Source organism: Streptomyces sp. NPDC059499, from assembly GCF_042749285.1.
Classification (GTDB): Bacteria; Actinomycetota; Actinomycetes; order Streptomycetales; family Streptomycetaceae; genus Streptomyces.
This window is the reverse complement of the sequence record NZ_JBHYTT010000011.1, coordinates 183191-196925: the sequence shown is the minus strand read 5'-3', so window position 1 is coordinate 196925 and position 13735 is coordinate 183191. Positions and strand designations below refer to the sequence as shown.

General features: G+C 67.7%; 13 protein-coding genes and 1 riboswitch. Of the genes, 7 read left to right on the top strand and 6 right to left on the bottom strand.

The features are described 5' to 3' along the window. The 3 genes from ACFW9O_RS24755 to ACFW9O_RS24745 form a co-directional block, all read right to left on the bottom strand. The gene (locus ACFW9O_RS24755) at positions 1-873 is read right to left on the bottom strand and encodes a carbohydrate ABC transporter permease (protein WP_356419198.1); all 873 of its coding nucleotides are present in this window, start codon (positions 871-873) and stop codon (positions 1-3) included. Beyond that, entirely contained in the window at positions 870-1883 is a 1014-nt protein-coding gene (locus tag ACFW9O_RS24750; protein WP_384612176.1) for a carbohydrate ABC transporter permease, read from the bottom strand. Before ACFW9O_RS24750 ends, ACFW9O_RS24755 begins: the two co-directional genes overlap by 4 nt. Positions 1884-2010: 127 nt before the next feature. Then, complete coding sequence (locus tag ACFW9O_RS24745; protein WP_384612175.1) at positions 2011-3309, bottom strand: sugar ABC transporter substrate-binding protein; 1299 nt, start codon at positions 3307-3309, stop codon at positions 2011-2013. Positions 3310-3595: 286 nt separating this feature from the next. Here ACFW9O_RS24745 and ACFW9O_RS24740 point away from each other — a divergent pair, with 286 nt between their 5' ends. The 6 genes from ACFW9O_RS24740 (at position 3596) to ACFW9O_RS24715 (ending at position 10845) form a co-directional block, all read left to right on the top strand. Next, positions 3596-4360 (top strand): GntR family transcriptional regulator, encoded by a 765-nt coding sequence (locus tag ACFW9O_RS24740; protein ID WP_351180419.1) that lies wholly within the window; start codon positions 3596-3598, stop codon positions 4358-4360. Between the two features lie 182 nt (positions 4361-4542). Beyond that, the gene (locus tag ACFW9O_RS24735; RefSeq protein ID WP_351180413.1) at positions 4543-4797 is read left to right on the top strand and encodes a DUF3311 domain-containing protein; all 255 of its coding nucleotides are present in this window, start codon (positions 4543-4545) and stop codon (positions 4795-4797) included. After that, positions 4794-6485 (top strand): monocarboxylate uptake permease MctP, encoded by a 1692-nt coding sequence (mctP, locus tag ACFW9O_RS24730; protein ID WP_384612173.1) that lies wholly within the window; start codon positions 4794-4796, stop codon positions 6483-6485. The genes ACFW9O_RS24735 and mctP overlap by 4 nt, the downstream gene beginning before the upstream one ends. 126 nt (positions 6486-6611) lie before the next feature. Then, positions 6612-7112, top strand: coding sequence for a GNAT family N-acetyltransferase (locus ACFW9O_RS24725; protein WP_384612171.1), 501 nt, complete (start codon positions 6612-6614; stop codon positions 7110-7112). Positions 7113-7157: 45 nt separating this feature from the next. After that, positions 7158-7289: riboswitch (cobalamin riboswitch) on the top strand. Positions 7290-7426: 137 nt separating this feature from the next. Further along, positions 7427-9832 (top strand): ribonucleoside-diphosphate reductase subunit alpha, encoded by a 2406-nt coding sequence (locus ACFW9O_RS24720; protein ID WP_384612169.1) that lies wholly within the window; start codon positions 7427-7429, stop codon positions 9830-9832. Then, complete coding sequence (locus ACFW9O_RS24715) at positions 9832-10845, top strand: ribonucleotide-diphosphate reductase subunit beta (RefSeq protein WP_351181182.1); 1014 nt, start codon at positions 9832-9834, stop codon at positions 10843-10845. The genes ACFW9O_RS24720 and ACFW9O_RS24715 overlap by 1 nt, the downstream gene beginning before the upstream one ends. On the opposite strand, the gene ACFW9O_RS24710 is transcribed toward ACFW9O_RS24715, so the two are convergent. Further along, a complete protein-coding gene (locus ACFW9O_RS24710) occupies positions 10842-11054 on the bottom strand; it encodes a hypothetical protein (protein WP_351181185.1) in 213 nt (70 codons plus the stop codon). The genes ACFW9O_RS24715 and ACFW9O_RS24710 overlap by 4 nt on opposite strands. Before the next feature lie 81 nt (positions 11055-11135). Between ACFW9O_RS24710 and ACFW9O_RS24705 the strand changes: the two genes are divergently transcribed. Further along, on the top strand, positions 11136-12110 hold the full coding sequence (locus tag ACFW9O_RS24705) for a helix-turn-helix domain-containing protein (protein WP_351181188.1): 975 nt from the start codon (positions 11136-11138) through the stop codon (positions 12108-12110). 72 nt (positions 12111-12182) lie between these two features. Here ACFW9O_RS24705 and ACFW9O_RS24700 read toward each other — a convergent pair whose 3' ends face one another. Together ACFW9O_RS24700 and def are read right to left on the bottom strand one after the other, a co-directional pair. Beyond that, complete coding sequence (locus tag ACFW9O_RS24700; protein ID WP_351181191.1) at positions 12183-12920, bottom strand: D-Ala-D-Ala carboxypeptidase family metallohydrolase; 738 nt, start codon at positions 12918-12920, stop codon at positions 12183-12185. Positions 12921-13088: 168 nt separating this feature from the next. Then, a complete protein-coding gene (def, locus tag ACFW9O_RS24695) occupies positions 13089-13727 on the bottom strand; it encodes a peptide deformylase (protein WP_351181194.1) in 639 nt (212 codons plus the stop codon). Positions 13728-13735 lie beyond the last annotated feature (8 nt).

Sequence of the window (13735 nt, the reverse complement as noted above, 5' to 3'; positions counted from 1 at the left end):
TTATCCCTTCACTGCGCCGGACGTGAGCCCCGTGGCCATCTTCCCCTGAATGATCATGAAGAAGATGACCACCGGGATGGAGATGAGCGTGGAGGCAGCCATCAGCGCGCCGTAGTCCGTGCCCCGTTCGGTGGTGAAGGTCATCAGCCACACGTTGAGCGTGTACTTGGAGTTGTCGTTGATCAGGATGTACGCGAAGAGGTACTCGTTCCACGCGTTGACCAGCGCGAAGATGGACGCGGCCGCGAGCCCCGGGGCCAGCAGCGGGAAGATGACCCGGCGGAAGGCCCCCATGCGGGTACAGCCGTCCACCATCGCCGACTCCTCGAGCTCCACCGGGATGTTGATCACGAAGCCGCGGATCATGATGGTCGCGAAGGGCAGCGTGGACACCAGGTAGACGACGATGAGTCCCCAGTACTCGTCGATGCCGCCCAGCGCGTTGAGCTGGAGGTAGATCGGGATCAGCATCGCGGTCGGCGGGAGCATCTGGACCAGGATCATGATCATCATCAGCGCCTTCCGCCCGAAGAAGCGGAAGCGTCCGATGGCGAGCGCGGCAAGCGTCGCGATGATCATGCCGCCGAGCACGGCGGTGACCGAGACGATCAGGCTCGACTGGATCGCGGTGGCGAAGTTGTCCTGCTTCACCGCGCGCGCGAAGTTGTCGAAGGTGAGGGACGAGGGCCACAGGGTCTGGTCGTACGACCGGATCTCGTGGTTGGGGCGCAGGGAGCTGACGATCAGCCAGTAGACCGGGAAGGCCATGAGGCCGGCCGTGACCAGCGCCAGGATGTTGTAGCCGAGGCGGTTCCTCTTGCGGTCGGGCCGCAGGACCTGGGCAGGAGCGTTCGAGGGTGCGGAGGTGCTCATTCGACCTCTCCCGTCTTGATCAGCTGGCGCAGGTAGTACACGGCGACACCGGAGAGCATCAGGACGGTGATCAGAGCGATCGCACTGCCCTGGCTGAAGGAGGTGGACTCGAACGCCTTGGAGAAGGAGTAGAGGCCGAGGGTCTCGTAGTCCGGCTCCGGCTTGTTGCCGCGCAGCAGCCAGATCTGGCCGAAGACGTTGAAGTCCCAGATGACCGACAGGGTGGCGACCATCGTGAAGACCGGCCTGATGACCGGCCACGTCACGAAGCGGTAGACACCGAACGCGGAGGCCCCGTCGAGGGATGCCGCTTCCTCCAGTTCCTTGGGGACCTGGGTGAGGGCCGCGTACATCGTGATGACGACGAACGGGATGGCGCCCCAGACGACCAGCAGCGTGATGATGCCGAAGCCCTGCCAGGGGTCGAGGAACCAGTTGTGGCCGAGCCATCCCTCGTCGCCGGTGAGGTCGGCGAGCAGCGTGTTGATGAGGCCGTAGTCCGAGTCGGCGAGCCAGCGGAAGACGGACGCGGCGACCATCAGCGGCATGGACCATGCGGCGATCAGTGCCACCGTCAGGACGAGCCGCACCCAGGTGGACACGCGCAGCATCATCAGGGCGATCAGCAGGCCGATGCCCATGGTCAGGACGACACAGATGGTCATGAAGACGACGGTCCGGCCGGTGACCGACCAGAACTCGGGGTCCCCGAGGATGTTGGTGAACTGCTCGAAGCCGACCCACGGCGCCTCGCCGTTGCCCCACAGAGCCGCGCGCCCCAGGTCCTGGAAGGACATGATCACGGTCTTGATCAGCGGGTAGACGTAGACGGCGGCGATCGCCAGGATCGCCGGCAGGATCAGGAAGTAGGGGAGGAGCTCGCCCTTCTTCCGCCGCTTCTTCGGGCGCGGCCCGGCGGCATCCTGCTTGGCGGGTGAGGTCCCGATCTCCTCCGGGGCACTCGGTACGGATACCGGTGGACCGGCGGCCTGGGTGTCGGCAGCAGTCACGTGGCTGACCTTCCATCGGGATTCCGGGGGTGCGCACCCGGAAATCACGGCGTTCTCTACCTAAGAAAGAAAGGGGGCGGGGACCCGGTGTCGCGGGCCCCCGCCTGGAGAGCCGAAGGCTCAGGGACTACTTGTTGATCAGCTCGTTGATCTTGCCGTCGGCCTTCTTGGCGGCGTCGGCGACCGAGGCTCCCTTGAGGATCTCCAGGAGCATGTTCTCCAGGACCTCCTCCTTCTCGATCGAGGTCCAGCCCGGCGCGATCGGCGTGAACCAGGCGTCCGGCACCGCGTTGGCGACGGCGGCGGTCTCCGGCTTCGACTTCAGCGGCTCGAGCTGCTTCTCGTTGTTCGGGAGGATGTTCTTGGAGGCGAGCACCTCCTGCGACTTCTCACTGGTGAAGAGGGAGATCCACTCCTGGCCCAGGTCCGTGACCTTCGACTTCGAGGTCACCGCGAGGTCGGAACCGCCGATGAAGGACGGGAGCGCCTTGCCGTTCGGGCCGGGCATGCCGGCCGTCACGATCTTGTCCTTGAGCTTCGGGTTGCCGTTGTTCGCGCCGTCGACGACGGATCCGGCCTCCCAGCCGTTGCCGTACAGCAGGGCCGCCTTCTCGTTGGCCATGACGTTGGCGTGGTCCTGCTCGTCCTTCGTCTGGTCGGCCTTGTTGTACTTCTTGACCAGGTTGATGAAGTGCTCGAGGCCCTTCTGGGACTCGGCGGAGGAAAGGTTGCCCTTCCACTCCTTGGCACCCTCGTCGTACTCGGCGATGGAGCCGCCGTACGCCGCGACGTAGGAGGCGGCCGCGTACCAGTAACGGCCCGGCAGGTAGAGGGACGAGAAACGCTTGTCCTTCTTGCCGTACTCGGCCTGCACCTTGTCAAGGGCCGTGAACAGCTCGTCCTCGGTCTGCGGCAGCACGTCGCTGCCGGTGCCCTTCTTGAACATGTCCTTGTTGTAAATGGCGACACGGGCACCGGCGTAGTAAGGCACGCAGAACTGCTTGCCCTCAAAGGTGCAGGTGTCCTTCAGACCCTTGATCCAGGTGTCCGAGTTGTCGTACTTCTTGGGGTCGATCTCGGCCAGTGCGCCGTTCAGGATGTACTGCATCGTCTCGGTGTTGCCGAGCTCGACGACATCCGGGAACTTGTCGCCACCGAGAGCGGTGTCGAGCTTCTTGGCCTTGTCGGCCCACTGCTGGTACTGGACGTTGACCTTGACCTTGGGATACTTCGCCTTGAACTGCGCGTTGACATCCTTGACCAGCTCCGGCCAGGTGCTCTGCGCGTCGACCATGAGCCAGACCGTCAGGCTCTCGGTACGGTCCTTGGGTTCCTTCGAAGCGTTGTCGCCACTGTCCCCACCACACGCCGCGATACCGGTCATCATCGCTGCGACGCCTACTGCCGCTATGAGCTTGCGCTTCATGCCACACCCTCCTCAGGGATACCAGCAACCCCCCGCCCACCGCGGAAATGTACGACCAGTACTGCCTGTGGGTCTGGGACCTGGTCTTTAATGGTTTAGACCAGTACCGGGAGCTTGGCCTAGACCTTTAGGGGTGTCAAGGGTGTATAAGAAGTGCACTCGCGTCCGTTATAGGACCGACATCTAAGGGAGGGCGACGACCCGTGACCGGACCGTGCCACCATGTGAGCCGCGACAGACGGAGGAGCCGGTGACGGCAGCAACGCAGCAGGCGGGAAGGCGGGCCATGGGTGCCGACGGGGGCAGCAGTACGAGCGAGACCGGCGCGGGTGCGCGAACGGCGCGCGTCCCGAAGTACTACCGGCTCAAGCGCCATCTCCTCGACATGACCGACACCTTGCCGCCGGGCACGCCGGTGCCGCCCGAACGGACCCTGGCGGCCGAGTTCGACACCTCGCGCACCACCGTGCGCCAGGCCCTCCAGGAACTGGTCGTGGAGGGCCGGCTGGAACGCATCCAGGGCAAGGGCACGTTCGTCGCGAAGCCGAAGGTGTCCCAGGCGCTGCAGCTCACCTCGTACACCGAGGACATGCGCGCCCAGGGCCTGGAGCCCACGTCCCAACTGCTGGACATCGGTTACGTCACAGCGGACGACACGCTCGCCGGGCTGCTCGACATCACGGCGGGCGGACGGGTGCTGCGCATCGAACGGCTCCGGCTCGCGAGCGGCGAGCCCATGGCCATCGAGACCACCCACCTCTCGGCCAAGCGCTTTCCCGCGCTGCGCCGTTCACTGGTGAAGTACACCTCTCTCTACACCGCACTGGCGGAGGTGTACGACGTCCGGCTCGCGGAGGCCGAGGAGACGATCGAGACCTCGCTCGCCACCCCGCGCGAGGCAGGGCTGCTCGGTACGGACGTCGGCCTGCCGATGCTCATGCTGTCCCGGCATTCGATCGACGGACACGGCGAGCCGGTGGAGTGGGTCCGCTCGGTGTACCGCGGCGACCGCTACAAGTTCGTGGCCCGTCTGAAGCGGCCCACCGACTGAGAACAGCCCGTAATGCGGAAAATATGACTGATCCCCCTGCAGGCGCAGGGGGATCAGTCATTTCGGGCGACGCCGGACCGTTGCAGGACCGCAATGCGGACGGGGGGTGACGGTGGCCGGAACCCTCGCCTAGATTTCGTGCGCATTGCAATCGGTGATCAGCGAGGGGACGGAGTCGCCACATGCCGGAAGATACAGACGCGAAACGACCAACAGTGACACCCACAAGGGTGATTATCGCCCTTTGTCTTATCGCGCCGTTCGTGGCGATGCTCTGGGTGGGCTCATATGCGAAGGTCGATCCGACCTTTATCGGCATCCCGTTCTTCTACTGGTATCAGATGCTCTGGGTGTTCGTCTCGACCGCTCTCACGATGGTCGCGTACAAGCTGTGGCAGCGTGACCAGCGCTCCCGCAAGGGAGGTGCGTCAGCATGAAGGACGGCGTGAACGGCGTCGCACTCGCCGTATTCATTTTCTTCTTCCTGGCCGTCACGGTCATCGGATTCATGGCCTCGCGCTGGCGCAAGGCCGAGAACGAGGCGAGTCTCGACGAATGGGGCCTGGGCGGACGGTCGTTCGGCACCTGGGTCACCTGGTTCCTGCTCGGCGGTGACCTCTACACGGCGTACACCTTCGTCGCGGTCCCTGCGGCGATCTACGCGGCGGGCGCGGCCGGCTTCTTCGCCGTCCCGTACACCATCCTCGTCTACCCACTGATCTTCACGTTCCTGCCGCGGCTCTGGTCCGTCTCGCACAAGCACGGCTACGTGACCACCTCGGACTTCGTCCGCGGACGCTTCGGCTCGAAGGGGCTGTCGCTGGCGGTCGCCGTCACCGGCATCCTCGCCACGATGCCGTACATCGCCCTCCAGCTCGTCGGCATCCAGGCCGTGCTGGACGTCATGGGCGTCGGCGGCGGCGAGACCACGCACTGGTTCATCAAGGACCTGCCGCTGCTGATCGCGTTCGCCGTACTCGCCGCGTACACCTACTCCTCGGGACTGCGCGCGCCCGCACTGATCGCGTTCGTCAAGGACGGCCTGATCTATCTGGTCATCGCGGTCGCCATCATCTACATCCCCATCAAACTCGGCGGATTCGACGACATCTTCGCCAAGGCGGGCGAAGCCTTCTCGCAGACGAACGAGGCAACGGGCAAGCCACGCGGTGCTCTCGTGCCCGGCGAGATGGGTCAATGGGGTTATGCCACGCTGGCCCTGGGCTCGGCGCTGGCGCTCTTCATGTACCCGCACTCCATCACGGCGACGCTCTCCAGCCGCAGCCGTGACGTGATCCGGCGCAACACCACGATCCTGCCGCTGTATTCGCTGATGCTCGGCCTGCTGGCCCTGCTCGGTTTCATGGCGATCGCCGCCGGAGTGAAGGTGGACAACGGCCAGCTGGCCATTCCGCAGCTGTTCGAGAACATGTTCCCCGACTGGTTCGCCGGTGTGGCCTTCGCCGCGATCGGCATCGGTGCGCTGGTGCCCGCGGCGATCATGTCGATCGCCGCGGCGAACCTCTTCACCCGCAACATCTACAAGGACTTCATCAAACCCGATGCGACCCCGGCCCAGGAGACCAAGGTCTCCAAGCTGGTCTCGCTCCTGGTGAAGGTCGGTGCGCTCGCCTTCGTCCTCACCATGGACAAGACGGTCGCGATCAACTTCCAGCTGCTCGGCGGGATCTGGATCCTCCAGACGATGCCGGCCCTGGTGGGCGGCCTGTTCACCCGGTGGTTCCACCGCTGGGCCCTGATCGCGGGCTGGGCGGTCGGCATGATCTACGGCACGGTCGCCGCGTACGGCGTCGCCAGCCCGACCCAGAAGCACTTCGGCGGGTCCTCGAAGGAGATTCCCGGCATCGGCGAGATCGGCTACATCGGTCTGACCGCGTTCGTACTGAACGTCGTCGTGGTGGTCGTCCTGACCTTCGTCCTGAACGCGCTGAAGGCACCGGCCGGGATCGACGAGACCTCCCCGTCCGACTACACGGCGGACGCGGGCGACCCGGGCGTCCAGAAGGTGCTCCCGCCGGCCACGGTGGGTGCCCCGGGCGGCGCTCCCACCGTGGGTGCCCAGGGCGGCGCTCCCACCGTGGAGGCCGCGGACGGCAGTCACTGACCCCGCCTTTCGGGAGCAGGTTCCGGAGCGGGCCGCCGCGTCCCCAAGGGGCGCGGCGGCCCACTGCGTTCCGGGCCGGTGCAAAGGAGTTCGACCCTCGCCTCCGCCTGCGGCAGACTCCCGCCCATGGACATCGTTATCAGGCCCGTCGGCCTCCAGGAACACGAGGCACTGGCCGGCATCACCGCCGAGGCGTACCTCGCCGACGAGTTGCTGGACTTCGGCGCCGACGACCCCTATCTGGCGGAACTGCGCGCGGTCGGCCGCCGGGCCGCCGAGGCGGAGGTACTTGTCGCGGTGGACGGTGAGGGCACGCTGCTCGGCGGTGTGACCTACGCGGCGCCCGGCAGCGCGTGGGCGGACATCGCCGGGGTGGACGAGGCCGAGTTCCGGATGCTGGCCGTCTCCCGCGAAGCCCGTGGACGCGGGGCGGGCGAGGCGCTCGTACGCGCCTGTATCGACCGGGCACGGGCCACGGAGGGCGTCTCCGGTCTCGTGCTGTCGACGCAGCAGGCCATGCTGGGCGCCCATCGGATCTACCGGCGCCTCGGCTTCGTACGGACCCCGGAACGGGACTGGAAGCCCGTCGAGCACATCTCGCTGATGACATTCCGCCTGGAGCTCTGACCGAGCGCGACACAACATGTGGGGGCTGCCATGTCCGACGCCCCCCACATGTATGCTCATGCTCGCTGTCTCCGCAGGGGAATCCGGTGCGAATCCGGAACTGTCCCGCAACGGTGTGATTGGTGCGCTTCTGCGCACCCGGAAGTCCGAAGACCTGCTGACAGCGCGTCCGGCTCGACCGAACCGGACGCCTGACGTCCGGGCCTCGCGGAGGGCCGGTGGACGCCGTGCGCAGTGCTGCCCCTTTCCCGGGTACCGCCCTGCCCGGCTGCCCCCGCTCCCGCCGGCCCCGAGCCGAGCGAGGGGTAGTCCCAGTGACCATCGCGCCAGCCGATCCGGTTTCAGCGGTCGATTCAGCCGAGTCCGCGCATGCCATGCCCGACGGGCCCGGGACCGCACTGCTGCGGACCCTGACCGACCTCACCGTCGATCTGCCCGACACCGACCCCGGACGGGTCGCCGCCGCCGCGCTGCGCGGCCGCAACGCCCGGTCGGACGAGGCCGAGCTGCGCTCGCTGGCCACCGAGGCCGCCGCGGGCCTGATTTCCGAGGACCCCGCCTACTCCCGGCTCGCCGCACGGCTCCTCACCCGCACCATCGCGGACGAGGCCGCCGGCCAGGGCGCCGTCTCCTTCTCCGCCTCGGTCGCCGTCGGCCACCGTGAGGGCCTGATCGCGGACCGTACGGCGGAGTTCGTCACGCTGCACGCGGACGCCCTCGACGCGCTGGTCGGGCAGGCTCTCGCCGACGGCGCCGACGACCGTTTCGGCTACTTCGGGCTGCGGACGCTGTTCAGCCGCTACCTGCTGCGCCATCCGCTCACCCGCCAGGTCATCGAGACCCCGCAGCACTTCATGCTCCGGGTGGCCGCCGGCCTCGCCGAGGACACCTCCGAGCGTGCCCTGGACGAAGTCGCCTCGCTGTACGGGCTGATGAGCCGGCTCGACTACCTGCCCTCCTCGCCCACCCTGTTCAACTCCGGTACCCGGCACCCGCAGATGTCCTCCTGCTATCTGCTGGACTCCCCGCTGGACGAGCTCGACTCGATCTACGACCGCTACCACCAGGTGGCGCGGCTGTCCAAGCACGCCGGGGGAATCGGCCTCTCGTACTCCCGTATCCGCGCCCGGGGTTCGCTGATCCGTGGCACCAACGGGCACTCCAACGGCATCGTGCCGTTCCTGAAGACGCTCGACGCCTCGGTCGCCGCGGTCAACCAGGGGGGCCGCCGCAAGGGCGCCGCCGCCGTCTACCTGGAGACCTGGCACGCGGACATCGAGGAGTTCCTTGAGCTGCGCGACAACACGGGTGAGGACCAGCGCCGCACGCACAACCTGAATCTGGCGCACTGGATCCCCGACGAGTTCATGCGCCGCGTCGACGCGGACACCGAGTGGTCGCTGTTCTCCCCGGCCGACACCCCCGAGCTGGTCGACCTGTGGGGCGACGAGTTCGATGCCGCCTACCGTGCGGCGGAGGCCAAGGGCCTGGCCCGCAGGACGATGCCCGCCCGTGAGCTGTACGGCCGGATGATGCGGACGCTCGCCCAGACCGGTCAGGGCTGGATGACGTTCAAGGACGCCTCCAACCGCACCGCGAACCAGACCGCCGAACCGGGCAGGGTCGTGCACTCGTCGAACCTGTGCACGGAGATCCTCGAGGTCACCGACGACGGCGAGACGGCCGTCTGCAACCTGGGTTCGGTCAACCTCGGCGCGTTCGTCGTCGGCGGGGAGATGGACTGGGAGCGGCTGGACGCCACGGTCCGTACCGCCGTGACCTTCCTCGACCGCGTGGTGGACATCAACTTCTACCCGACCGAGCAGGCAGGCCGCTCCAACGCCCGCTGGCGTCCGGTGGGCCTGGGTGCGATGGGCCTGCAGGACGTCTTCTTCCAGTTGCGGCTGCCCTTCGACTCGCCCGAGGCCCGCGCGCTCTCGACGCGGATCTCCGAGCGGATCATGCTGGCCGCGTACGAGGCGTCGTGCGACCTCGCGGAGCGTTCGGGCCCGCTGCCTGCCTGGTCCGAGACGCGCGCCGCCCGCGGTGTGCTGCACCCCGACCACTACGACACCGAGCTGAACTGGCCGGAGCGCTGGGACGCGCTGCGTGCCCGGGTCGCGAGGACCGGGATGCGCAACTCGCTGCTGCTCGCCATCGCGCCGACGGCGACGATCGCCTCGATCGCCGGTGTGTACGAGTGCATCGAGCCGCAGGTCTCCAACCTCTTCAAGCGCGAGACGCTCAGCGGTGAGTTCCTCCAGGTCAACGCGTACCTGGTGGACGAGCTGAAGAAGCTCGGTGTGTGGGACGCGCGGACCCGGGAGGCGCTGCGTGAGGCGAGCGGCTCGGTGCAGGGCTTCGCCTGGATCCCCGAGGAGGTGCGTGCGCTGTACCGCACGGCGTGGGAGATCCCGCAGCGCGGCCTGATCGACATGGCGGCGGCCCGTACGCCGTTCCTCGACCAGAGCCAGTCGCTGAACCTGTTCCTGGAGACGCCGACGATCGGCAAGCTCTCCTCGATGTACGCGTACGCCTGGAAGCAGGGGCTGAAGACGACGTACTACCTGCGCTCGCGTCCGGCGACCCGGATCGCCCGTGCGGCATCCGGGACGGCAGCCGCCGCCGTGCCCATTCCCGTACAGCAGGCTTCGGCGCCCGACGCGGACGCCCTCGCCTGCTCGCTCGAAAACCCCGAGTCCTGCGAGGCCTGCCAGTAATGAGCTCCACCACCAAGAACCTGCTCGACCCGGGCTTCGAGCTGACCCTGCGCCCCATGCGCTACCCGGACTTCTACGAGCGCTACCGGGACGCGATCAAGAACACCTGGACGGTGGAGGAGGTCGACCTCCACTCCGACGTCTCCGATCTGGCCAAGCTCTCCCCCGGCGAGCAGCACATGATCGGCCGGCTCGTCGCGTTCTTCGCGACCGGTGACTCGATCGTCTCCAACAACCTGGTGCTGACGCTGTACAAGCACATCAACTCCCCGGAGGCGCGGCTGTACCTGTCGCGCCAGCTGTTCGAGGAGGCGGTGCACGTCCAGTTCTATCTGACGCTGCTCGACACCTATCTGCCCGATCCGGAGGACCGTGCGGCGGCGTTCGACGCGGTCGAGGAGATCCCCTCCATCCGCGAGAAGGCGCAGTTCTGCTTCAAGTGGATCAACGAGGTCGAGAAGCTCGACCGCCTGGAGACGCAGGCCGACCGCCGCCGCTTCCTGCTGAACCTGATCTGCTTCGCGGCGTGCATCGAGGGACTGTTCTTCTACGGCGCCTTCGCGTACGTGTACTGGTTCCGCTCGCGCGGCCTGCTGCACGGCCTGGCCACGGGCACCAACTGGGTCTTCCGTGACGAGACCATGCACATGAACTTCGCGTTCGAGGTCGTGGACACCGTCCGCAAGGAGGAGCCCGAGCTCTTCGACGACGCGCTCCAGCAGCAGGTCACCGACATGCTGAAGGAGGCCGTCGAGGCGGAGCTGCAGTTCGGCCGTGATCTGTGCGGCGAGGGCCTGCCCGGAATGAACACGGAGTCGATGCGCCAGTACCTGGAGTGTGTCGCCGACCAGCGGCTCACCCGGCTCGGCTTCCCGCCGCTCTACGGCTCCGAGAACCCGTTCTCGTTCATGGAGCTGCAGGGCGTCCAGGAGCTGACGAACTTCTTCGAACGCCGGCCCTCCGCGTACCAGGTGGCGGTGGAGGGGTCGGTCGGCTTCGACGACGACTTCTAGATCCTCGCCCAGGACCTGAGGTACGGGCGCCGCGTGGCCGTGACCGGCTGCGCGGCGCCTGCCGTTTCCGGGGGCTGCGCGGTCCGCTGCCGTTCCGCGTCCCGCAGTTCGCGGTCGATCCGGCGCTCCCGTGCGAGCCCGGCGAGCGCGGGCAGCAGGACGAAGGCGAAGAGTGCGGCTGTGGCCAGGTAGCTCAGGAATGTGTTCATGGCTCCACTGTCGTCCGTGCGAGCGGAATCGGTCAGTGGCAGGACTGTCATAGAGCATCGAATTACTGCCACACTGTCGCCATGCTGAAGAATGTCGCCGCTCTGCTGCTCGACGAGGTCCACCCCTTCGAACTCGGCGTGCTGTGCGAGGTGTTCGGACTCGACCGCTCCGACGAGGGGCTGCCGGTCCACGACTTCGCGGTCGTCTCCGCCGAGGGCCCGGTGCTGCGGACGCACGCCGGGTTCACCATCAGCACGCCGTACGGGCTGGACCGGCTGGAGGAGGCCGACCTCATCGCCGTACCGGCGGGCAGCCACTTCATGGAGCGGGAGTACCCCGAGGAGGTCCTGGACGCCCTGCGCCGGGCCGTGGAGCGGGGAGCACGGGTGCTGAGCGTCTGCTCCGGCGCGTACGTCCTCGGCGCGGCCGGGCTGCTGGACGGCCGCCGCTGCACCACCCACTGGCGCCACGCGGCCGAGTTGGCCCGTCGCTTCCCGAAGGCGATCGTGGAGCCGGACGTGCTCTATGTGGACGAGGGGCCGGTCATCTCGTCCGCGGGCACGGCGGCGGGGATCGACGCCTGTCTGCATCTGGTCCGCCAGGCGCACGGGCCGGCCGTCGCCAATGCCATCGCCCGCCGCATGGTGGTGCCGCCGCACCGGGACGGCGGCCAGGCCCAGTACATCAAGCGCCCGCTGCCCCGCACCCGGTGCGACACGGTCGGGGACACGCTCGCCTGGATGGAGGCCCACCTCGACCGGGAGATGACCGTCGAGCAGCTGGCCGCGCAGTCGCACATGTCGCCGCGCACGTTCGCGCGCCGCTTCCAGCAGGAGACGGGCACCACCCCGTACCGCTGGCTGCTGCGGCAGCGCGTGCTGCTGGCGCAGCACCTGCTGGAGACCTCGGACGAGACCATGGACACGATCGCCGGGCGGACCGGTTTCGGGAACGCTGCGGCGCTGCGTCATCAGTTCGTGCGCTCGCTGGGAACGACGCCGAACGCCTACCGCCGCACGTTCCGGGGGCCCGTCGCCGTGACCGACGCGGCCTGAGCCGCGAACGGCGTTGCCCCGCCCGGGAGATGACACGGTCCCGGACGGGGCAGGGCAGCGGTGCGTGTGCGATCAGATGCCGCACTGGGAGGCCGACCAGAAGTGGCTCGGCCCCTGGTTCACATGGATGTGGTCGCTGTGCCCGGCGTAGCCCGGGCCGAGGATCCCGTTGAACCCGTGGTTGCGGGCCTGCTGGGCGATGGTGCACAGCGAGTGCGGCCCGGAACCGAGGTCGACCGCGTCACCGTACAGATGACGGCTGTTCGTCGCCCCGCCGACCGCGGAGTTGCAGGAGGTCGACCGGAAACCGCTGGTGACACGAATGGACTGGTCACCGAGTGCGTGCCGCAGCGCCTCCAGCTTCCACATGGAGCTCAGCGCGTTGGCCTTGGCGGTGCCTGCGGCCACCGCTCCGCCGGCCCAGGTGCTGTTGCACTTGTTGAGCTCGGGGTAGGTGAAGTGGATCGGGGTGCAGTCGTCGTCCTGGAGCGCGTAGAGCTTGGACTGCGTGGCCGGTCCGGCGATGCCGTCCGCGGCGAGGCCGTAGGCCGACTGGAAGCGCTTGACGGCGGCCGTGGTCGCGGGGCCGTACGAGCCGTCGATGGCGAGTACGGAGTTGTACCCCGGGTAGCCGGACACCCGGATCTGGAGCTGGGTGACGTCGGCTCCGGAGGCTCCGGAGGACAGCGTGCGGGTCCAGGTGTAGCAGCCGTCGGCCTGCGCGGGGCCTGCGGTGACGATGGCTCCGCCCACAGCAAAGGCCATGGTCATGACAAGACCGAGCAGCAGGTGTGCGGTACGTCTGAGCATGGGTTCTCCCAACCACGGTGAGGTGTAGGGGTGAGCCTGTCGGACGAGTCGACGCGCGTCAACTACCCCTCGGGAAACACCGGTTGGCAGTTGAACACCACCTGCCGGGCAACAAACAGGCCCTGCCGCCGGCTCACCGGCAGCAGGGCCATGGCCCCGGGGGACGGCTCAGCCGTTCGCGACGACCTCGTAGCGCGGCGTGCCCTCGTCCATCTGTCGAAGCGCGTCCTTGCGGTCCCGCTTCGAGAGCCGGTCGATGTACAGGTACCCGTACAGGTGGTCCGTCTCGTGCTGGAGGCAGCGCGCGAAGTACCCGCTGCCCCGCACCTTCACCGCGTTGCCCTCGGCGTCCTGGCCGCGCACCACCGCGTAGTCCGGGCGGGCCAGTGCGGCGTACGCCGTCGGGACCGAGAGGCAGCCCTCGTTGGAGTCGTCGAGGATGCGCTCCTCCGGCGCGAGCTCCTCGAGCACCGGGTTGCAGATCGCGCCGACGTGCCGCACACCGTCGTCGTCGGGGCAGTCGTAGACGAAGACCTTGAGGTCCACACCGATCTGGTTGGCGGCCAGGCCCACGCCCTCGGCCGTCCGCTGGCTGGCGAACATGTCGTCGATCAGCTGTGCGAGCTCGTCGCCGAACTCCGTGACGTCTCTGCACTCCTTGTGCAGCACCGGATTGCCCACGACCGTGATCGGGCGGGAGGTGCCGCGCTCGCGGTACGCCGCCTCGCGCGCCTCACAGTCCTCGGTGTCCACGAGGAATCCCTCGTCGTCCACGCCGACCTGCTCGTCCGTCTCCTGCTGCGACATGTCCGCCG

Excerpts from the sequence above, each read along its gene's own strand:
- ACFW9O_RS24755 (WP_356419198.1), bottom strand. The coding sequence starts at position 873 with ATGAGCACCTCCGCACCCTCGAACGCTCCTGCCCAGGTCCTGCGGCCC.
- ACFW9O_RS24745 (WP_384612175.1), bottom strand. The coding sequence starts at position 3,309 with ATGAAGCGCAAGCTCATAGCGGCAGTAGGCGTCGCAGCGATGATGACC.
- ACFW9O_RS24740 (WP_351180419.1), top strand. The coding sequence starts at position 3,596 with ATGGGTGCCGACGGGGGCAGCAGTACGAGCGAGACCGGCGCGGGTGCG.
- ACFW9O_RS24735 (WP_351180413.1), top strand. The coding sequence starts at position 4,543 with ATGCCGGAAGATACAGACGCGAAACGACCAACAGTGACACCCACAAGG.
- mctP (WP_384612173.1), top strand. The coding sequence starts at position 4,794 with ATGAAGGACGGCGTGAACGGCGTCGCACTCGCCGTATTCATTTTCTTC.
- ACFW9O_RS24725 (WP_384612171.1), top strand. The coding sequence starts at position 6,612 with ATGGACATCGTTATCAGGCCCGTCGGCCTCCAGGAACACGAGGCACTG.
- ACFW9O_RS24715 (WP_351181182.1), top strand. The coding sequence starts at position 9,832 with ATGAGCTCCACCACCAAGAACCTGCTCGACCCGGGCTTCGAGCTGACC.
- ACFW9O_RS24710 (WP_351181185.1), bottom strand. The coding sequence starts at position 11,054 with ATGAACACATTCCTGAGCTACCTGGCCACAGCCGCACTCTTCGCCTTC.
- ACFW9O_RS24705 (WP_351181188.1), top strand. The coding sequence starts at position 11,136 with ATGCTGAAGAATGTCGCCGCTCTGCTGCTCGACGAGGTCCACCCCTTC.
- ACFW9O_RS24700 (WP_351181191.1), bottom strand. The coding sequence starts at position 12,920 with ATGCTCAGACGTACCGCACACCTGCTGCTCGGTCTTGTCATGACCATG.
- def (WP_351181194.1), bottom strand. The coding sequence starts at position 13,727 with ATGTCGCAGCAGGAGACGGACGAGCAGGTCGGCGTGGACGACGAGGGA.